Below are 19,163 nucleotides of genomic sequence, written 5' to 3'. Positions count from 1 at the left end.
CATTAACAGCCAGTCGTCGGTTTAATCGTGATAACGCTGGCGGCACTGCCGTCCTGATTTTGCCAGAACGCAAGTTCGTTGAACTGGGCGAACAGGTCAGGAGGCAAAACGGTACGTCGTTTCTGCAGTTCTACCTTACTGCGCACGGTGTGCAGACCGTGCACGCCCAGCGCTGCGTCGAACTGTTGCGCCTCATAACTGACAGCCTCGAAATCGTGGTCAAACAACGGTTCATCGATGAATGAATACAGCAGTGGCATGACCTTCTGAGGTGCCTGGGCCAGCAAATCGTAGTCAATGATCAACAGTCGACTGGCGTACTCGCCGTAAAACGCTTCCTTGAGCGCCGTCCACGGGTAGCCGACCAAGCGATTGCGCTGGCCCAACGTTTCTACCCGGCTGTAAACGGTATTGCGCTCGACACCATCGCCGAACAAACGAGTGATTTCATACGGATTGGCGCGAAAACGACGCTCCAGGCTGTCCATGACCCATGCCACATTGCGCACACAGGCAATCACTTTGGCCTCGGGAAATTGCTCAGCCAGCAAAGGCATGCTGGCGCTCCAACTGCGATTGGTGTCGAAAATCACCTGCTTGTCGGATTTGTCCGCGTAATACGCATCAAAAACACCACGCACGAGTCGTTGCCGCTGAGGCTGGCTAAGCATGCTACCCAGCTCGGTACCTGCGCCAAAATGGGTAATCAGGTTATTGACCAATATGCCGACCGGACTGGTCATGCCTGCATGAAAGCGTGGATTCTGCAGCAATAGCGCAGACAGGAGCGTAGAGCCCGAACGGGGTAACCCGGTAATGAAATGATACTTCTGAGCAACGACGGCCATGGCGATATCCTTGTCGCGTCAGGGGCTGACGGGTGATTTGATCAGCACCGTACCGCTCATGCCTGCAATCAGTTCGGGAAAATGCCCATCAATAGTCGCCACCAGCTTGACAGACTGGCTGACTGGATCGACCCGGGCGCCGATACGAGTAACCTTGGCCGGGTACTGCCTGGCAGTTTCGTCAACGTTCAACTGCAAAACGGTGCCCACCTTGAGCCACGCCAGCCAGCGCGACGGGGCAAGGAATTCAACCTCCAGCACACTGTCATCGAGAATGTCGAGAATCGCCTGGCCGGGCTGCGCAAATTGCTGCTCGCGCATTTTCTGCTCGACCACACGACCATTGAACGGCGCGGTGATGCTGCACTTGCCGAGCATGGTGCTCATCAGCGACACATCAGCACGGTTCTTCATGACCTCGGCTTCAGAAACCTGCAACTCCACCTGGCCGATGGAGTTCAGTTCATTGAGGCGCTTGTTGGCGCTCCAGGTCTTGTCAGCGGCGCTCAGCCCGGCGCGGGCCTTGTTCAACTGCGCCTGCTGCAACGAACAATCAAAACCGACCAGTGTCTGGCCCTTCTTGAACGCACCGCCTTCGGACACCGGAAGGCTGCTGATCTTGGCGCCGATTTCTGCCGCCAAGGTGGTGAACTGACGCGGCGCCAACTGGGCGCGGATATCTCGCACCTCAGTGCCCGCCGTTGCAAGGGTAGACGGCATGGCGGCAGGATCGGCCGCCAGCGCCACAGGCAAACAGGCCAGTCCAGTGATCAGACCAAGGCCCTGCAACAGATTGCGATGGATCATTTGCCGGCCTCGACGGCTGGCGCCGCCAGTTGCCCCTGGTTCCACTGCGCCAACGAGGCGTGCACTTCTTGCTGCAATTGCGCCAGAGGCACTTCGTTCAGATTACCGATGGCCGGTTCCATGCCCAATGTGGCCTGCAGCTTGCTGGCGGCAGCATTGGCCAATGCCATGGCCTGATAACGGCGTAGCTGGCTGAGAATCGCGGAGGTATTGCTGGCAACCGTATCAAGCGCACCCACCGCCTGGGCTTGAGCACGGTTGGCAGTTTGCTGGTTGAGGCGGTCGTCAACTTGCCAGATAGCGTCGGCACGCTGGAACTGCTGCAGGGCATTGGCATATTGCAGGCGAGCGATATGCACTTGAGCCAGCACGGCCATCTGAGTCGCCACACGACGCTGGTCGGCAACAGCAATGCCGGCCTTGGCCAAACGCATCTGCGCCGGGGCACTGAGAATATTCAACAGGTTGAAGGAAAGCTGGGCCCCCGCCTCGTTCCAGTTGTTATTGATCAGGTACTTGTCCGAATCGTGACGCAAGCTGTAGTTCAGGCTGAGATTGGGAAACAGCCGCAGCAGGGTTTTGCGGGTTTCCTGGCTGGCAATACGCGTGTTGTAGTTCTGCTCGCGCAACAGGGCATTCTGCTCCAGCGCATGGGCTTCAAGCTGCTCAACCGGCAGGTCCAGCACGCGCTTGTTGAAGGTTTCGGCGGGTTCTACCACGGTCAGATTGGCGCCGAGCGGTGCGTTGATCAACGCCGCCAGCTCAACCTTTGCAGTGCCCAGTTCCTGTTCGATGGCTTCCAGCAGGCGCAGGTTTTCCAGCACCTGACGCTGGTAGCGCAGCGACTCGACCGGCGAGCGCAAGCGCTCGGTCTCAGCCTGACGGGCATCAGCCAGTGCCGACTCGGCCAAAGCAGTGGACTGCTTGACTGAAGCTTGCAGCTTCTGCGCACTGGCGGCACGCCAGAACGCGCTGCGCACGTCCTGCACCAGCACGTGCATGGCCTGACGGCGACGCTCGGAGGCGATCAGCACGCGGTCTGCGTTCTGCTTGGCTTCGTAGTACGACAAGCCAAAATCCAGCACGCTCCAGGTCAGACCCAGATCGCTGGTGGCATGTTGCTTGTCGCTGGAAATATAGGGGTTGGCCAGCGATGGTTGGCCAGTGACCGAATCCACCGCCCGGGTGGTGGCGTACTCACTGCGACGGCTGTAGCCAGCCGCGGCGATCATCTTCGGCAGCATGTCGAAGTTACCGACATCGTACTGGCTCATCGCGAGCGCCTGTTCCATCTCTCGGGAACGGGAGTCGAGGTTGTACTTCAAAGCACGGGCAATGGCTTCGTCGAGTGTCAACGGGCCAGCAATGGCGGGAACGTTCTGCCGGGCAGTGAGCGTATCCTGATGGACTTGCTCCTGCAGCGCACCGCGTTCCAGCGGTTGTGGATCGAGGCTCATACACCCCGTCAGCAGCAGCACGCCTGACACTGTGCCGGCTTGCAACACAGTGGCGACATGACGGTTGAAAAAGCTGGCGCCGGTGGTGTTGGTCTTGATGTTGCGGACAGACATAGGTGGTCCTACCTTCCCTTATGAATACGTAATACACGCATCGCAGCTGGCAAAATCAGTGGTCATTTGATGGGTTTGACCCATCCGTGCAATATCTTTCCGTCGAGCACATACAGCACCCTGCTAAATGACACTTTGACCAGCAAAGCGGCACAGGTAGAACCTTTCAACAGGCCAGGCAAACCCGACTGCAGAATCTAGCGCCAATGAGACGTGAACGGCATAGCTGACACAATTGCATCGGCCGCGGGAACCTTTTCTTTAGTGAGCTGTATCGCTGTGTATTTATCCACCTCCGACAGGGTGAGTATCAATTAGCCACCCCAAAAAAAGCAGTCCGCCACCCCCTCAATTAAAATGAAATAAAAGCTTGCAAAAACTGTAGCCTTTATGAACTATGTTTCAGCATAAGGAACGGCCACTGGCCATGAAACATCTCTCGTGTTGCTCATCAAGGATTGATTTGATGGTATTTCCAGCACTCCCTCAGCATGCGCTCTTCCTTCACGCTTCGCCTCGCTCGCCACTCTTCTTAATCATCCGATATTGACTCCCGGCAATGCCTGACCTCAGGCCGTCGGCGCACGTTTTGTTGTGCGGTTTCAGATCCACGCCCGCGATTTTCAAACCTCTTGACCATAGAAATCCAACCGACCGGGACTGTTACTGACACCGACGGTCGATTGTGTAACGAGTGAATCAAAAAGGAGATGTTATGGATGTTTTCGTTGGGTCTATTTACATGTGGGCAGGCATTCGCATCCCCACCGGCTGGCATCTTTGCGATGGGACAACACTCAAGATTCAGGACTACCAAATCCTGTATTCTCTGATCGGCACAATCTATGGCGGCGATGGCGTCACGACCTTTGGATTGCCTAATCTGGTCGACCGCTTCCCCGTGGGCTCTGCAACGCCCCCCGATGCTTCGCAGCTGCAAAAAGGGAGCGCAGCACAAGCGACTGTGCTCAAAACCACTGCGGTACTGGCTGCCAATAATCTGCCCGAGCACACCCATCCGGCCACGATGTCGCTGGCCAACCTGTCCGGCAGCACGTCGATAAGCCTGGGCACCGGTACGACCGGCGGCGTGCCTCTGGCCAGCGCCAATGCTGTGCTCACAGGCACCTCAAACAATCCGGGGGCTGCGGCCATCTACCAGGCTGCCCCACCTGCGTCAGGCAGCACTGTCACTCTGGGCGGAGTCAAAACCGAGATATCAGACGTCCCCAAGGTCACCGTGGGTAATAACGTCGGCGGCGCGCCAATTCTGATAGAGAAGCCAGTCAGCAACCGTCCGCCGTCGGTCGCAATCAACTACATCATCTGCCTTGAAGGCCTTTATCCGAGCAGACCCTGAGAGCTTGCTCCAGAAATTACGTAGCCACTGAATTTATCAATTAAAACAAAGGCTAAGTCACTAGCCTTCATGTGAGAACAGATCGATGGATGCTTTTTTCTACGGAACGATCCTTCCATGGCCAGTTGGCTACCCCCCCCAGGGCTGGATGTACTGCCGCGGCCAGTCCTTGCAAATCCAGCGATACGCTGCGCTCTACTCATTGATTGGCACCAAATACGGCGGTGACGGGACGACCACGTTCAATCTTCCCAACCTTTCTGGCAATTTTCCGGTCGGCGCCACAACCATTGGCACCGTCGGCGTCGCCAGCGGCGCACCAACCGTCACATCCAATCAGATGGGTGTGCTCACTGCCAACCAGGTACCTCCCCACACCCATACGGCCACAGGGACCGTTACCGGCCTGACCGGCACCACGTCCATCACTGCAAGCACGGCGAACACCGGTGGTGCCATGGTCCCAGCCGATCAGTGCTCACTCTGTGGCACCGGCGGCACCGGCTTTACCGGCAACCCCTCGGCAGCCATCTATCTGGATAAGAGTGTCACGCCGACCAAACCGGTGAACCTGGGCGGCGTGCAGTCGCAGATTTCGGGCGGTGAGGTGACATTGCAATTGAACAATACGAATACACCGGCCCCTTTTGGCACACCAGTCACATTACCTTCGGTACCGCCTTACCTGACGTGCGATTTCATCATTTGCGTGGACGACGGCATTTATCCGAATTTCAACTGAAAAACGGGTCAATGACCAGTACAGCACCTCGTACAGAACGAACGTCAAGGCAAGCATTCAACCGGACAACGTCCGAAAGGAAATTCCATGGAAGCATTCATCGGTACCATCCTACCCTGGCCTCTGAACTGGGCTCCAAAAGGCTGGATGTTCTGTGACGGCAGTAGCTTGCCCATCCAGCAAAATGCCGCTCTTTACAGCCTGTTGGGCACTCGGTATGGCGGCGATGGCCAGACCACGTTCAAGTTGCCGGACCTGCGCAAGGCAACGCCAATTGGTGTGAGCGGCACCCCGCTCAACGGGCAGGACATCTCAAAACTTGGCGCCAAGGGCGGTAATCTGTCGTCGTCCACCACAACCACTGCCGTACTTACAGTGGCCCAGTTGCCTGGACATATTCACCCGGCATCGGTCGAGATCAATGCCACGACCACCGTTCAGGTAGGCACTGCACTTACCGGTGGCGCCTTAGTGCCAACCCAGGACGCTGTCCTCACCAGTACGACCGCAGGGCAGACCAACGCCGCCGCAATCTACTTGCCATCGACAGCGACGCCTGTGGCACCAGTAACGCTTGCCGGAGTCAAAACCCAAGTGGTCAATACTGCGACCGGCAAAGTGACGGTCGACAAAAATATCACAACCAATGCCCCTGTAACGCTGACATCAACGGCCGACATGACACCGCCGTACCAGACACTCAACTTCATCATCTGCTTGCTCGGTATCTATCCCCCACGCAACTGAACCTTGCTCACGCCCTCGCTGATCCGGGGGCGTGTATCGCCGGCCCGACATTCTCGACAGAGTCGACAAAATGCCCAACTCCCTTTACGCATCCGGCATGCGAGAAGCCATGGCGGACGATCATGCGTTTCTCAAAGCCCTGTATCGTAGCAGCCGCAGCGATCTCGCCATGCTGGCTGAAAACCCTGTGCTTGAACCGTTACTGGACATGCAACAACGCGTGCAAGAGCAGGGCGTACAGCGTGAATTCCCTGACGCACGTCATTGGCTAATGCTGGACCAGGAGGAACCTGCCGCACGGCTGATCCTCGACACCAATCATCAGCGCCTGCATGTCATCGACATTGCTGTACTGAGCCCCTGGCGTAATAAAGGCCTGGGCACCCGACTATTGCGCTGGGCGCAAAATCAGGCAGCCGAGGCTCATTTGCCGCTGGAACTACGCGTACAACACTCAAACACATCCGCGCTACGCCTTTATAAGCGGCTGGGCTTTCGAGTAGTGGACAGTGATGAGCTATCGCAGCGTATGCGCTGGCTGGCCGACACATGAGCGGTTCTGACTACCCCTGTCGCTACCTGAAGCTGCCGCTGAGCTTCGATACCAGCGAAATGGAGCAGCAAATTCGCGCCCTGCCTCAGTCACGCTGGATCAGCCACATGAACACTGGTACGTACGAAGGAGACTGGCAATGCTTGGCGCTGCGCTCGATCAATGGCGAGGCCGACAACATCATGGCAGTGGATGATGCCAGCTACCAGGATACCGAAGCCCTAGCACAATGCCCCCTCGTGCAGCAGGTTCTGGCTCGTTTTGACTGCGAAAAACTCTCTGTGCGCCTGATGGCTCTGGCACCAGACGCACATATCAAACCCCATCGTGATCGCGGCGGTGCCTTCGAAGACGGCATTGCCCGCTTGCACATTGCATTGCAAACCGGACCGGAAGTGGTGTTTGTCGTTGAAGACGAAAGTGTCCATTTCAGCCGCGGCGACACCTGGTACCTGAACGCAGCCTGCACTCATGCCGTTTATAACCGCAGCCGGCAACCCCGTGTTCACCTGATGCTCGACTGTGTGGTCAATCCCTGGCTGGAGCGCCTGTTCGTTGCCAGCGGATTTGTTGCTCGTGACCCCGGACCTTACGGCGACCCGAGCATCTGCCATGATAATGCCTTGAAGATCATCGCCAACCTGCGGGCACTGCCATCACCCGCAGGCCTGGCGATGGCACAGCGCCTGGAAAAAATCTATCGTGCCCGATAATCACCAGCCCGACCGCCCAATTTTCGCCCCTGCGTACAAGCATTTGCTACGAGCTGTGGAGCAACAGCCTGAGTCGCTGCAAGGCTGGTACCCGATACTCATCAGGACTGCACCGGCTGGGGTATGGTGGCGTCATCTCGAAACGCTGCGCTTTGACGACCCGTTTTTCATTGAAACGCTCAATCGCCAGCCTTTCGATCAACGCCAACGCTGCTTCACTGATTTTTCAGTCCTGGATGAGCTATCTGACGGCATGCCCCTGAGTGCGCTGATATTTCACGTTTCACGCTGCGGCTCGACCCTGCTCACCCAGATGCTGGCAACCCTGCCGCAATGCGTGGCGCTATCCGAACCGCCAGTGATCGACTCTTTGCTTTATCAATACCAGCAAGGCGCTCTTGAGCGTGAGAGTTGCATTAACCTGCTCCGCGGCGTGGTCCGTGCATTGGGCCAACGCCGCACTACGCAGCAACAGCATCTGGTGATCAAGCTCGACTGCTGGCACCTGCAACACCTGCAAATCCTGCGCGAAGCCTTCCCGGATGTTCCTGCTCTGTTTCTCTACCGTCAGCCGTTGCAGGTCATGGCCTCACATCAGCGCCAGCGCGGCCCGCAGATGCTGCCCGGCATGCTTGACCCTGCATGGGTACAGGCATCGGACGATCTTTTGCCGGGCAATCTGGACATCTACTGCCTGCATGTATTGAACCGCTTCATGCAGACCGCACTGACAGCGGCAGAACAGGGCCAGCTTGTACCGGTGAATTACGCCAGCCTGCCCGACGCCGTACCCGACCGTCTGTTACCGCTGCTGGGTATCACACTGGATACCGACCAGCGGGCCAGCATGCTGGAAAGAACCCAGCGGCATGCCAAAGGCAGAGAGCCGTATCGAGGCGATCCGCCCTCTGCCACCTGCTGGGGCGAGGCGCCGGATGCTGATTTACTGCAGCGTGCCCAAGCGCTATACGACGCACTGAACGCCCTAAAAGTGGTGCAGAAGACCAGCAAGCAGCCAGACACTGCCGCCTCCTTATAACCGATTGATCTAAAACTCCCACCTCTGCTCCGGGTCAGTTTCAGAGTGACCGCTTTCGCGATCACCCTCCCCAACGGAAACCCGGTAAGGACTTATGTGCGGAATTGCAGGCGAACTTCGTTTTAACCATCAACCGGCGGATCTTGCCGCCATTGAACGTATCACCCATCACATGGCACCTCGCGGCCCGGACGCCTGGGGTTTTCATAGCCAGGGGCCGATTGCCCTGGGGCATCGACGGCTGAAGATCATGGACTTGTCGGACGGCTCGGCGCAGCCGATGATCGACAACCATCTGGGCCTGTCGCTGGCCTTCAACGGGGCCATCTATAACTTTCCGGAATTACGCGCCGAGCTTGAAACGCTGGGCTACGCCTTCCATTCCGGCGGAGACACCGAGGTGCTGCTCAAGGGCTATCACGCCTGGGGCAAGGAACTGCTGCCCAAGCTCAACGGCATGTTCGCCTTCGCAATCTGGGAACGTGACGCCAAACGGCTGTTCATTGCCCGCGACCGACTCGGCGTCAAGCCGCTGTACCTGTCGCGCACTGGCGAGCGCCTGCGCTTCGCGTCGAGCCTGCCAGCGTTGCTCAAGGGTGGCGACATCAGCTCGCTGCTCGACCCGGTGGCGGTCAATCACTACCTGAACTTCCACGCGGTGGTACCGGCACCACGCACACTGTTGGCCGGGGTGGAAAAGCTGCCGCCAGCCAGCTGGATGCTGATCGATGCCCAGGGCAATACCGAGCAGCAAGTCTGGTGGACGCTGCCTTATGGCCCGCATGACGACGAGCGCGATCTGAGCTTTGAAGACTGGCGCGAGCGGGTCCTGGACAGCACCCGTGAAGCGGTGGGCATTCGTCAGCGTGCTGCGGTGGACGTCGGCGTGCTGTTGTCGGGCGGCGTGGACTCCAGCCTGTTGGTTGGCCTGCTGCGTGACGTGGGTGTCGAAGACCTGTCGACCTTTTCAATCGGTTTCGAAGATGCCGGTGGCGAGCGCGGTGACGAGTTCCAGTACTCTGACCTGATCGCCAAACACTACGGCACGCGCCATCATCAGTTGCGCATTCAGGAAAGCGAGATCATCGAACAATTGCCAGCGGCCTTCCGGGCCATGAGCGAGCCGATGGTCAGCCATGACTGCATCGCCTTTTATCTGTTGTCCCGGGAAGTCGCCAAACACTGCAAAGTGGTCCAGAGCGGCCAGGGCGCGGATGAGCTGTTTGCCGGTTACCACTGGTATCCGCAGGTCGATGGTGCAGCCGACCCGGTTGCCGCTTACCGCGCAGCATTCGTCGACCGCAGCTATGAAGAGTACGCCGCCACCGTACAGCCGAAGTGGCTGGTCGATCACGACGCTGCGGGTGAGTTCGTGCGTGACCACTTTGCCCGGCCAGGTGCCGAGGCGGCAGTGGATAAAGCGTTGCGGCTCGACAGCACAGTGATGCTGGTCGATGACCCGGTCAAGCGGGTGGACAACATGACCATGGCCTGGGGTCTGGAAGCCCGTACCCCGTTTCTCGACTATCGCCTGGTCGAACTGTCGGCACGAGTACCGGCGCGCTTCAAGCTGCCCGACGGCGGCAAACATGTCCTCAAGGAAGCGGCCCGCCTGGTGATTCCGGCCGAGGTGATTGACCGCAAGAAGGGTTATTTCCCGGTACCGGGCCTCAAGCACTTGCAGGGTAATACCCTGAATTGGGTGCGCGAGCTGCTGCTCGACCCGAGCCAGGATCGCGGCCTGTTCAACCCGGCAATCATCGACACGTTGCTGACCAACCCCAAGGACCAGCTCACCCCGCTGCGCGGCTCCAAGCTGTGGCAACTGGCAGCCCTGAACCTGTGGCTGAGCGAACAAGGACTCTGATCGATGAAACCCCATGCAACGGCTTACAGCCAGCGACTGTTGCGGCGCCAGTCGCCGTCCTACGAACGCCTGCAGGCGCGCTTGGCCGAAGACGGCGGCCAGCCGGACAGCGAGCCACTGGCCCTGCATTGCGGTTGGGGGCGGCTGCTGATCGGCCACACCTACCCGGAGCCGGCGGCGCTGGCCCAGGAGCTGCTCAACGAAAAATCCGGCGAGCGCGATATCGCGCTGTATGTGGCTGCGCCGCAGCAGGTGCTGGCCCAGGCACCGCAACAGCTGTTTCTTGATCCGTCCGACACGCTGCGCCTGTGGTTCAGCGACTACCGGCAGGCGCATCGGGTGTTTCGCGGTTTCCGGATTCGTCGGGCCCAGAGCGAGGCCGACTGGCAGGCGATCAACAACCTGTATCTGGCTCGCGGCATGCTGCCGATTGATCCTGAATTGCTGACCCCACGCCATCAAGGCGGCCCGGTGTACTGGCTGGCCGAAGACGAAGGCAGTAATGCGATCATTGGCAGTGTCATGGGGCTTAATCACCTCAAGGCGTTCAACGACCCGGAAAAAGGCAGCAGCCTGTGGTGCCTGGCGGTGGACCCCAACTGCAGCCGTCCGGGTGTCGGCGAAGTGCTGGTGCGCCACCTGATCGAGCACTTCATGAGCCGCGGCCTGAGCTATCTGGACCTGTCGGTACTGCACGACAACCATCAGGCCAAGGCGTTGTACGCCAAGCTGGGCTTTCGCACCCTGCCGACCTTCGCCATCAAGCGCAAGAACGGCATCAATGAAGCGCTGTTTCTCGGTCCTGGTCCGCAAGCAGAGTTCAACCCCTATGCGCGGATCATTGTCGAGGAAGCACATCGGCGGGGTATCGATGTGCAAGTCGATGATGCCGATGCCGGGTTGTTCACCCTGAGTTACGGTGGCCGTCGGGTGCGTTGCCGCGAATCGCTCAGCGACCTGACCAGCGCCGTGAGCATGACCTTGTGCCAGGACAAGAGCCTGACCCATCGCGCCTTGAAAGCCGCTGGCTTATGCCTGCCCGCGCAAGTGCGCGCCGGCAGCGCCGACGACAACCTGGCGTTTCTCGAAGAGCATGGCCGGATCGTGGTCAAGCCCCTCGACGGCGAGCAGGGCCAAGGCGTGGCAGTGGACCTGCGCAGCATCGAAGAAGTACAGCAAGCCATCGAGCGGGCCCGGCAGTTCGATACCCGGGTCATTCTGGAAAGCTTCCACGAAGGCTTGGACCTGCGCATTGTGGTGATCGGCTTTGAAGTGGTTGCAGCGGCGATCCGCCGCCCCGCAGAGGTGGTCGGTGACGGCCGCCATACCATCAAGCAGCTGATCGAAGCCCAGAGCCGCCGCCGCGCGGCGGCAACCGGCGGAGAAAGCCGGATCCCCATGGACGAGGAAACCGAACGCACAGTGCGCGATGCCGGTTTCGCTTACGACGATATCCTGCCCATGGACCAGCGCCTGGCCGTGCGCCGCACCGCCAACCTGCACACCGGCGGCTGCCTGGAAGATGTCACAGCGATCCTTGACCCGGTGCTCAGCGACGCCGCCGTGCGTGCGGCACGGGCACTGGACATTCCGGTGGTCGGCCTGGACCTGATGGTGCCTGCCGCCGACCAGCCCGAGTACGTGTTCATCGAGGCCAATGAACGGGTCGGCCTGGCCAATCATGAACCACAACCCACCGCAGAACGCTTTGTCGATCTACTCTTTCCCCATAGCCTTCCAGCTCATAGTTGAAACACAGCTACAACCACCAGGTTACAAGCTGCAAGCCATATCCACTCCGGCTTGCAGCTTGTAGCGTGTAACCAGTAGCTGCTCCAGAGGAGCCCTCCATCATGTCTAATGCAACCATCCCTGATCCGGATCTGAATTACCTGCAGAAAGTCCTGCTGGAAATGCTCGCGATTCCCAGCCCCACCGGCTTTACCGATACCATCGTGCGCTATGTCGCCGAGCGCCTTGAAGAACTGGATATTCCTTTCGAGTTGACCCGGCGTGGCACCATTCGCGCTACCCTCAAGGGCCGCAAGAGCAGCCCGGACCGTGCGGTATCAGCCCACGTCGACACCATCGGCGCCTGTGTCCGCGAGGTCAAAGACAACGGCCGCCTGAGCCTGGCGCCGGTGGGCTGCTGGTCGAGCCGCTTTGCCGAGGGCAGCCGGGTCAGTGTGTTCACCGACACCGGCGTGATCCGTGGCAGCGTGCTGCCGCTAATGGCCTCCGGGCACGCCTTCAATACCGCCGTGGACCAGATGCCGGTCAGTTGGGATCATATCGAACTGCGCCTGGACGCTTACTGTGCGACCCGCGCCGACTGCGAGTCGTTAGGTGTGGGCATCGGTGACTATGTCGCCTTTGACCCGCTGCCGGAGTTCACTGAAAGCGGCCACATCAGCGCCCGCCACCTGGACGACAAAGCCGGTGTAGCTGCCCTGCTGGCATCGCTCAAGGCGGTGGTCGACAGCGGCCTGGAGCCGGTGATCGACTGTCACCCGCTGTTCACCATCACCGAAGAAACCGGCACCGGTGCGGCCGGGGCACTGCCTTGGGACGTCAGTGAGTTCGTCGGTATCGATATCGCGCCGGTCGCCCCCGGCCAGCACTCCAGCGAACACGCGGTCAGTGTGGCGATGCTCGACTCCGGCGGCCCGTATGACTATCACCTGTCGCGCCACTTGCTACGGCTGGGCGCCGAGCAGGAACTGCCGGTACGCCGCGACGTGTTCCGCTATTACTTCAGCGATGCCCATTCGGCGATTACCGCCGGCAATGACATCCGCACCGCGCTGATCGCGTTCGGTTGCGATGCCACCCACGGCTACGAGCGCACCCACATCGACAGCCTGGCGGCGCTGAGCAAACTGCTGAGCGCCTACATCCTCAGCCCGCCGGTATTCGACAGTGACGCGCAACCGGCCAAGGCCTCGCTGGAAAGCTTCAGCCACCAGCTGGAGCACGACACCCAGATGGAACCGGAAACCCGCGTGCCGCCGGTCGATAGCCTGATCGGCCAGGGTCGCGAAAGCAGCTGAGCCGGCCTGGCTGCCGCAGGGCATGCATCCTGCCGGGTGCATAACCTGCGGCCCTGCACTATCATCCCCGGCCCTGCCGCGAGAGCCATCCATGCTGATTCCCTTTGAGCAACTCGAACCCGACACCCTGACCCGCCTGATCGAAGACTTCGTGACCCGCGACGGCACCGATAACGGCGACGACACGCCGCTGCAGACCCGGGTATTGCGGGTGCGTCACGCCCTCAGCAAAGGCCAGGCCGTGATTTTCTTCGACATCGAGAGCCAGCAGTGCCAGTTGATGGCTCGCCATGAAGTGCCCAAAGAGTTGTTCGACTGAGCAATCCGGATAATCCCTGAGCCGCTCAGGCTGCCGGCGACTGTTGCTGCGGCTGCGGCTGCTCATCAGGTTCGGACAAGGTCTTGATAATGCGCCGGAACACTTCGGCGCGATGGATCTTGACGTGTTTGGGGGCGTCAAAACCGAAGCGCACCTGATTACCACTGACGCCCAGCACTTGCACGGTGATTTCGTCACCGATGGAAAAGGTTTCGCCTACTTCGCGTGTTAATACCAACATGTTTGTGCACTCTTGCAATCCCGTGAATGGGCAGAGTGCCGCGCGCGGCAGAGTGCTTCAATGTGGCGAAGTAAAATCAGCCATGTCCTGCACACTCGCCGGAATTAGCTGAAGGAAATAACCTACATTGCAGACGCAAACGTCGTAATTACTGCATCGCTCAGCGTCTACGCCAACGTCGCCACACCAGGCTATAAGCCAGGGCATTGATAACCAGCACCACGCTGCCAAGCCATAACTGGTGCTGCATCGTCAAACCCGCCGGATAGATCAGCGCGATCAAGTAATGCTCGACGAAACCGCCGTCATAACCCTGCTGGCCGGCCAAGCTGCGCAGGTGGTTTTCCAGTGGCGTGAGCGGGCAGTACAGGTGCAGAAACTCCACCGCCGCCCCCCAGGCCACCGCAGGCAGGTGGAGCACCGCCAGCCAGGGCTTGCGCAGCACCAGCAAACCGCCAAACAGCACAAACACGATGAACAGCAGGTGCACGACCAATACCGCATCGGCCGCCAGACGCATCAACATAACCCCTCCTTTTAATCGGCGGCGAATACGTCACCGGCCGCTGTAAGTTCAATCTTTCACTGCCGCGCGCTCGCAGACTTTATACCGCCAGGAAAGTTGCAACTTTCAGACTGGGCTACCCGGTATTTTAACGAAGCTAATTTGTAAAAATATATTCAAAGCGCTTAGAACCTTTATTCAACGCCCAGAGTCGGATTATTCAAGAGGCCACGAGACATGACATCAAGGGTGTCATGAATTCCTCCGGCAATCTTGGCTCCCTTATATTGAAAGAAGGAACTCATCATGGGCATCAGTACAATTCTCATCATCATCCTGATCCTGCTACTGATCGGCGGCCTGCCAGTGTTCCCCCACTCGCGTAGCTGGGGTTACGGACCGTCGGGCGTGGTCGGGACCATTCTGGTCATTCTGCTGGTACTGGTGTTACTGGGCAGGATATGAATGCGCGGCTGGACATCGCGCCGACGGATGTTCAGCCACGCTAAAACCGGCCCCACAAAAAAGCAGCCTGACGGCTGCTTTTTTGTTGTCGCGGTTTAGCTGTCAATCAGTGCGATACCGCACCGCTGGCACCCAGACCGGTTTGCGAACGGACAAACTGTGGCACGAACAGCGCACGCTCATCCTCACCTGCCTTGGACTTGTCGGTGATCGAGAAGAACCAGATGCCCACGAATGCAATGGCAATCGAGAACAGCGCCGGGTACTCGTACGGGAAGATTGCTTTAGGGTTATGCAGAATCTGCACCCAGATGGTCGGGCCGAGAATCATCAGCACCACGGCGCTGATCAAGCCCATCCAGCCGCCAATCATGGCGCCACGGGTGGTCAGGTTCTTCCAGTACATCGAGAGCAGCAGCACCGGGAAGTTGCAGCTTGCAGCGATGGAGAATGCCAGGCCGACCATGAACGCGATGTTCTGGCTCTCGAAGGCAATACCCAGGATGATCGCAACCACAGCCAGCGCGATGGTGGTCATCTTCGACACGCGGATCTCGTCTTTCTCGTTGGCCTTGCCTTTCTTGATCACGCTGGCATACAGGTCATGGGAGACCGCCGACGCGCCTGCCAGGGTCAGACCGGCTACTACAGCCAGAATGGTGGCGAAGGCTACCGCAGAGATAAAGCCCAGGAACAGGCTGCCGCCCACGGCGTTGGACAAATGCACCGCCGCCATGTTGTTACCGCCGATCAACGCGCCAGCCGCGTCCTTGAACACCGGGTTGGTGCTGACCAACAGGATCGCGCCGAAACCGATGATGAAGGTCAGGATGTAGAAGTAGCCAATGAAACCGGTGGCATAGAACACCGACTTGCGGGCTTCCTTGGCGTCGCTGACGGTAAAGAAGCGCATCAGGATGTGTGGCAGGCCAGCCGTACCGAACATCAGCGCCAGGCCCAGCGAGAACGCCGAGATCGGGTCTTTAACCAGGCCGCCCGGGCTCATGATCGCCTCACCTTTAGGGTGCACGGCAACCGCCTGGGAGAACAGTTGGTTGAAGTCGAAGTTGACGTGTTTCATGACCATCAGCGCCATGAACGAAGCACCGGAGAGCAGCATCACCGCTTTGATGATCTGTACCCAAGTGGTCGCCAGCATGCCGCCGAACAGCACGTACAGGCACATCAGGATACCCACCAGGATCACCGCAACGGTGTAGTCCAGCCCAAACAGCAACTGGATCAGCTTGCCGGCACCGACCATCTGCGCGATCAGGTAGAACGCCACCACCACCAGCGAGCCACACGCCGACAGGGTACGGATTTCCATCTGCTTGAGGCGGTAGGAAGCCACGTCGGCAAAGGTGTACTTGCCCAGGTTACGCAAGCGCTCGGCAATCAAAAACAGAATGATCGGCCAGCCCACCAAAAAGCCGATCGAGTAGATCAGGCCATCGTAGCCAGAGGTGTAAACCAGCGCGGAAATCCCCAGGAATGACGCCGCCGACATGTAGTCACCGGCAATCGCCAGGCCGTTCTGGAAACCGGTGATCTTGCCGCCGGCGGCGTAGTAGTCCGACGCCGAGTTGTTTTTCTTGGAGGCCCAGTAAGTGATGTACAGGGTGAACACCACGAACGCGACGAACATGACGATCGCCGGGACGTTGAGAGCTTGCTTTTGCACTGCGCCGGTGAGGGCATCAGCCGCCATCAGTGCGGGTGCGAAAGCGGTCAGCGCAAGTGCCGCAGAGAGACGACGGATCATTGCTGAATCTCCTTGAGTACGGCGTTGTTCAGCTCGTCGAATTCACCGTTGGCACGACGTACGTAGACGCCGGTCAGGATAAACGCGGTGACGATCAGGCCGACCCCGATCGGCATGCCCCAGGTCACCGTGGACGTTGCGCTCAGCTTGGCGCCCAGAATGTGGGGGCCATAAGCGATCAACAGGATAAAGGCGGCGTAGAGGCTGAGCATGATCGCTGAAAGAATCCAGGCGAAACGCTCCCTCTTGGCCACCAGCTCCTTGAACCTGGGGTTGTCTTGTATCTTTTGGTAGATGCTGTCGTTCATTGTTTTTGTCCTCGCAGCATAGGATGAGATGACACTGCTTCACTTTAGTCAGCTCTTGGAACGACTCCAGACGACCTTAGTATTAGAACGATATTAATTTGTGAGTCTGGAGCCAGGCGAGCTGCACCGGCCGCTGCGAAGCGGCGTCGGCAAATGTCAGGAAAGAGAGATTAGACAGATACCGGTTGCGCTGAGTACCGGCCGTATAAAACGCAAAACCACCCGACGAAGCGCGCCGGGTGGTTTTCGAAAAGGCGGCCCGCAGGCCGCAAAAGGGGGAAGTAGCAGTTACTTGCCGGTCCAGGCCGCGACGCGGGCCGGGTTTTTCTCTACCCATTCCTTGGCAGCGACTTCAGGCTTGGCGCCTTCCTGGATGGCCAGCATCACCTGACCGATTTCGTCCTTGGACTCCCACTGGAAGTTTTTCAGGAACGCGACCACGTCCGGGGCTTTCTTTTCCAGGCTCAGGCTGCCGACGCTGTTGACCGTTTCAGCAGCGCCGTAGACGCCTTTAGGGTCTTCCAGGAAGCGCAGTTTCCACTTGGCGAACATCCAGTGCGGCACCCAGCCGGTAACGGCAATGGATTCATTGCGTTTTACCGCACGGGTCAGCTCGGCGATCATCCCGGCACCGGAACTGGCCTGCAGTTTATAGCCGTCCAGAGCGTAGTCCTTGATGGCCTGGTCGGTCTTGAGCATGACCCCGGCACCGGCATCGATACCGGTAATCTTGTTCTTGAAGGAGTCGTCAGTCTTGAGGTCTGCGATGCTCTGGGCTTTCACGTACTCAGGAACAATCAGACCGATGCGGGCATCCTTGAAGTTCGGACCGTAATCCACCACCTGCCCTTTGTACTTGGCGATGTACTCGCCATGGGTGCCTGGCAACCACGCCGAGAGCATCAGGTCGAGTTTGTCAGTGGCCACCGCCTGCCACATGATCCCGGCCGCGACCGACTGCAGTTTGACGTCATAACCGAGCTTCTGCTTGAGCACCTCGGCGGCCACGAAGGTGGTGGCGACACTGTCAGACCAGCCTTCAACGTAGCCAATACTCACTGTCTTGGTTTCAGCAATGGCCAGCGTGGAGCTGGCGGCCAGTACCAGAGCGGCACCCGCCCCCAGAATTTTGCGCATATTCATCATTACTTCCCCGGTAGAGTCCTTGCACCGACCAGCGTCGGGCATTTTTGACGTTGTTTTTCTCAGGACTGCCCACCACGCCCGAATATGGGGCGATGCGCACCCTCCACGTTTCAATAACTCTTGCCGGCAACGGCGCTCACCGCTGCGGCCCATTGATAATCTGCCCCCCCTGCAAAGCGACATGATCTGCCAGCGACCCCTGGCAAGCGGTAAACGACATCACACCGCCATCAACGACATGCACACCAAAATCACGACACATCGATTGGTTGGCAGCTGAAAACCATCCTTAGTGATGCCCCTGCATGACAGTAGCCGCGAGATTGGCCACTCACCTGAAAAAAACGCCAGCGCACCCATTCAGGGCGTCGGTGGAGGGAACACAATGTGTTACCGATACGGGGTCCATGCTGACCCGCAGCGGGTAACACGGGAACACATCGACGCGATGCCGATGCGCAGACGTTCCTGAAAAATCGCAAACCATTGATTTATAAGGATATTAAAAAGTTGGCATGGGTAGTGCTTTATCTCCTGTACAACAAGAACAAGAAAAACGGCAGCAACCCAATAAAAACAAAACGTACGGATCTGACATAACAAGAACAACACGGGCAGAGACGAAGCCAACAGATTTTTTTGAAGTAGATTCAGCTCCACCGGGTCTTTTGCAAAAGACCACGCAACCAGGCACAGAACAATAAAACTACCTTGAGGTAGCACAGAACTGGTTGGATCGCACTGCTGTGCAGGCAGTCGATTGAAGCGAGTCAGCGCTCAAAAAAATACGTTTGCTCTTGACCTCCATTGAGGTCGCATGAAATGCAGTGAAGGGTGGCCCAACAAAAACAACAACACACCACCCTATAAAAATAAAAAGAGCACGCGACACGACTCAAAAGGGAGCCCATGGCTCCCTTTGTGCTATCTGGCCTTTCACACCTCCCCAACGCGGCAAAGCCGACTTGCATCGCAATTACTACGCTAAAAAGCGCACATTCCTACATGCCTGACTTGACGAAAGGTGTATCGTTTCACCGCCGTTACATGGGCGTTTCAAAAAACGCAGTCAGTTTTCAGAGATGCCCAGAAAGGATCGCGCGCAGGTACGGCACTT

19 protein-coding genes are annotated in these 19,163 nt (G+C 58.5%); 11 read left to right on the top strand and 8 right to left on the bottom strand.

Annotated elements, in window-relative coordinates; all coding sequences use genetic code 11:
• Positions 1-2: 2 nt before the first annotated feature.
• Genes NJC38_RS15480 through NJC38_RS15470 form a run of 3 tightly spaced genes read right to left on the bottom strand, consistent with a single transcriptional unit; the run spans position 3 to position 3,226 of the window.
• Complete coding sequence (locus tag NJC38_RS15480; protein WP_253115559.1) at positions 3-848, bottom strand: sulfotransferase; 846 nt, start codon at positions 846-848, stop codon at positions 3-5.
• An 18-nt stretch (positions 849-866) separates the two neighbouring features.
• On the bottom strand, positions 867-1,655 hold the full coding sequence (locus NJC38_RS15475) for an efflux RND transporter periplasmic adaptor subunit (RefSeq protein WP_253115557.1): 789 nt from the start codon (positions 1,653-1,655) through the stop codon (positions 867-869).
• On the bottom strand, positions 1,652-3,226 hold the full coding sequence (locus NJC38_RS15470) for a TolC family protein (protein WP_253115555.1): 1,575 nt from the start codon (positions 3,224-3,226) through the stop codon (positions 1,652-1,654). Before NJC38_RS15470 ends, NJC38_RS15475 begins: the two co-directional genes overlap by 4 nt.
• 715 nt (positions 3,227-3,941) lie before the next feature.
• Between NJC38_RS15470 and NJC38_RS15465 the strand changes: the two genes are divergently transcribed.
• From NJC38_RS15465 to NJC38_RS15420, 10 genes are all read left to right on the top strand, one after another.
• Positions 3,942-4,586, top strand: a complete 645-nt coding sequence (locus NJC38_RS15465) for a tail fiber protein (RefSeq protein WP_253115553.1) — start codon at positions 3,942-3,944, stop codon at positions 4,584-4,586.
• Between the two features lie 85 nt (positions 4,587-4,671).
• A complete protein-coding gene (locus tag NJC38_RS15460) occupies positions 4,672-5,328 on the top strand; it encodes a phage tail protein (RefSeq protein WP_253115551.1) in 657 nt (218 codons plus the stop codon).
• A gap of 87 nt (positions 5,329-5,415) precedes the next feature.
• Positions 5,416-6,075, top strand: a complete 660-nt coding sequence (locus tag NJC38_RS15455; RefSeq protein WP_253115549.1) for a tail fiber protein — start codon at positions 5,416-5,418, stop codon at positions 6,073-6,075.
• Positions 6,076-6,145: 70 nt separating this feature from the next.
• Positions 6,146-6,628: a GNAT family N-acetyltransferase gene (locus NJC38_RS15450; protein WP_253115547.1), complete on the top strand. Its 483-nt coding sequence runs from the start codon at positions 6,146-6,148 to the stop codon at positions 6,626-6,628.
• The gene (locus NJC38_RS15445; RefSeq protein ID WP_253115545.1) at positions 6,625-7,341 is read left to right on the top strand and encodes an aspartyl/asparaginyl beta-hydroxylase domain-containing protein; all 717 of its coding nucleotides are present in this window, start codon (positions 6,625-6,627) and stop codon (positions 7,339-7,341) included. The genes NJC38_RS15450 and NJC38_RS15445 overlap by 4 nt, the downstream gene beginning before the upstream one ends.
• The gene (locus tag NJC38_RS15440) at positions 7,331-8,380 is read left to right on the top strand and encodes a sulfotransferase (RefSeq protein ID WP_253115543.1); all 1,050 of its coding nucleotides are present in this window, start codon (positions 7,331-7,333) and stop codon (positions 8,378-8,380) included. The genes NJC38_RS15445 and NJC38_RS15440 overlap by 11 nt, the downstream gene beginning before the upstream one ends.
• Before the next feature lie 94 nt (positions 8,381-8,474).
• Positions 8,475-10,247: an N-acetylglutaminylglutamine amidotransferase gene (locus NJC38_RS15435; RefSeq protein ID WP_253115541.1), complete on the top strand. Its 1,773-nt coding sequence runs from the start codon at positions 8,475-8,477 to the stop codon at positions 10,245-10,247.
• 3 nt (positions 10,248-10,250) lie between these two features.
• Positions 10,251-11,999, top strand: coding sequence for an N-acetylglutaminylglutamine synthetase (gene ngg / locus NJC38_RS15430; protein WP_045481219.1), 1,749 nt, complete (start codon positions 10,251-10,253; stop codon positions 11,997-11,999).
• 101 nt (positions 12,000-12,100) lie between these two features.
• Complete coding sequence (locus NJC38_RS15425) at positions 12,101-13,297, top strand: osmoprotectant NAGGN system M42 family peptidase (RefSeq protein WP_045481221.1); 1,197 nt, start codon at positions 12,101-12,103, stop codon at positions 13,295-13,297.
• Positions 13,298-13,388: 91 nt separating this feature from the next.
• Positions 13,389-13,616, top strand: a complete 228-nt coding sequence (locus tag NJC38_RS15420) for a YheU family protein (protein ID WP_045481224.1) — start codon at positions 13,389-13,391, stop codon at positions 13,614-13,616.
• Between the two features lie 25 nt (positions 13,617-13,641).
• On the opposite strand, the gene csrA is transcribed toward NJC38_RS15420, so the two are convergent.
• Both csrA and NJC38_RS15410 read right to left on the bottom strand, forming a co-directional pair.
• Entirely contained in the window at positions 13,642-13,857 is a 216-nt protein-coding gene (gene csrA, locus NJC38_RS15415) for a carbon storage regulator CsrA (protein ID WP_253115538.1), read from the bottom strand.
• A 160-nt stretch (positions 13,858-14,017) separates the two neighbouring features.
• On the bottom strand, positions 14,018-14,383 hold the full coding sequence (locus tag NJC38_RS15410) for a DUF2784 domain-containing protein (protein ID WP_045481230.1): 366 nt from the start codon (positions 14,381-14,383) through the stop codon (positions 14,018-14,020).
• 285 nt (positions 14,384-14,668) lie between these two features.
• Between NJC38_RS15410 and NJC38_RS15405 the strand changes: the two genes are divergently transcribed.
• Entirely contained in the window at positions 14,669-14,827 is a 159-nt protein-coding gene (locus NJC38_RS15405) for a DUF3309 family protein (protein WP_084709796.1), read from the top strand.
• 106 nt (positions 14,828-14,933) lie between these two features.
• Here NJC38_RS15405 and NJC38_RS15400 read toward each other — a convergent pair whose 3' ends face one another.
• From NJC38_RS15400 to NJC38_RS15390, 3 genes are all read right to left on the bottom strand, one after another.
• Positions 14,934-16,592, bottom strand: coding sequence for a cation acetate symporter (locus NJC38_RS15400; protein ID WP_253115536.1), 1,659 nt, complete (start codon positions 16,590-16,592; stop codon positions 14,934-14,936).
• Entirely contained in the window at positions 16,589-16,900 is a 312-nt protein-coding gene (locus NJC38_RS15395) for a DUF485 domain-containing protein (RefSeq protein ID WP_045481235.1), read from the bottom strand. The genes NJC38_RS15400 and NJC38_RS15395 overlap by 4 nt, the downstream gene beginning before the upstream one ends.
• Positions 16,901-17,188: 288 nt before the next feature.
• The gene (locus tag NJC38_RS15390; protein WP_045481237.1) at positions 17,189-18,043 is read right to left on the bottom strand and encodes a glycine betaine ABC transporter substrate-binding protein; all 855 of its coding nucleotides are present in this window, start codon (positions 18,041-18,043) and stop codon (positions 17,189-17,191) included.
• Positions 18,044-19,163 lie beyond the last annotated feature (1,120 nt).

The sequence above is a fragment of the Pseudomonas sp. 21LCFQ010 genome, assembly GCF_024129905.1.
Lineage (GTDB): Bacteria > Pseudomonadota > Gammaproteobacteria > Pseudomonadales > Pseudomonadaceae > Aquipseudomonas.
The sequence above is the reverse complement of the archived record's forward strand: the minus strand, read 5'-3'. Positions and strand labels throughout refer to the sequence as shown.

Excerpts from the sequence above, each read along its gene's own strand:
- NJC38_RS15450 (WP_253115547.1), top strand. The coding sequence starts at position 6,146 with ATGCCCAACTCCCTTTACGCATCCGGCATGCGAGAAGCCATGGCGGAC.
- NJC38_RS15470 (WP_253115555.1), bottom strand. The coding sequence starts at position 3,226 with ATGTCTGTCCGCAACATCAAGACCAACACCACCGGCGCCAGCTTTTTC.
- ngg (WP_045481219.1), top strand. The coding sequence starts at position 10,251 with ATGAAACCCCATGCAACGGCTTACAGCCAGCGACTGTTGCGGCGCCAG.
- csrA (WP_253115538.1), bottom strand. The coding sequence starts at position 13,857 with ATGTTGGTATTAACACGCGAAGTAGGCGAAACCTTTTCCATCGGTGAC.
- NJC38_RS15390 (WP_045481237.1), bottom strand. The coding sequence starts at position 18,043 with ATGAATATGCGCAAAATTCTGGGGGCGGGTGCCGCTCTGGTACTGGCC.
- NJC38_RS15460 (WP_253115551.1), top strand. The coding sequence starts at position 4,672 with ATGGATGCTTTTTTCTACGGAACGATCCTTCCATGGCCAGTTGGCTAC.
- NJC38_RS15420 (WP_045481224.1), top strand. The coding sequence starts at position 13,389 with ATGCTGATTCCCTTTGAGCAACTCGAACCCGACACCCTGACCCGCCTG.
- NJC38_RS15480 (WP_253115559.1), bottom strand. The coding sequence starts at position 848 with ATGGCCGTCGTTGCTCAGAAGTATCATTTCATTACCGGGTTACCCCGT.
- NJC38_RS15410 (WP_045481230.1), bottom strand. The coding sequence starts at position 14,383 with ATGTTGATGCGTCTGGCGGCCGATGCGGTATTGGTCGTGCACCTGCTG.
- NJC38_RS15425 (WP_045481221.1), top strand. The coding sequence starts at position 12,101 with ATGTCTAATGCAACCATCCCTGATCCGGATCTGAATTACCTGCAGAAA.
- NJC38_RS15405 (WP_084709796.1), top strand. The coding sequence starts at position 14,669 with ATGGGCATCAGTACAATTCTCATCATCATCCTGATCCTGCTACTGATC.
- NJC38_RS15400 (WP_253115536.1), bottom strand. The coding sequence starts at position 16,592 with ATGATCCGTCGTCTCTCTGCGGCACTTGCGCTGACCGCTTTCGCACCC.
- NJC38_RS15435 (WP_253115541.1), top strand. The coding sequence starts at position 8,475 with ATGTGCGGAATTGCAGGCGAACTTCGTTTTAACCATCAACCGGCGGAT.
- NJC38_RS15455 (WP_253115549.1), top strand. The coding sequence starts at position 5,416 with ATGGAAGCATTCATCGGTACCATCCTACCCTGGCCTCTGAACTGGGCT.
- NJC38_RS15465 (WP_253115553.1), top strand. The coding sequence starts at position 3,942 with ATGGATGTTTTCGTTGGGTCTATTTACATGTGGGCAGGCATTCGCATC.
- NJC38_RS15475 (WP_253115557.1), bottom strand. The coding sequence starts at position 1,655 with ATGATCCATCGCAATCTGTTGCAGGGCCTTGGTCTGATCACTGGACTG.
- NJC38_RS15395 (WP_045481235.1), bottom strand. The coding sequence starts at position 16,900 with ATGAACGACAGCATCTACCAAAAGATACAAGACAACCCCAGGTTCAAG.
- NJC38_RS15445 (WP_253115545.1), top strand. The coding sequence starts at position 6,625 with ATGAGCGGTTCTGACTACCCCTGTCGCTACCTGAAGCTGCCGCTGAGC.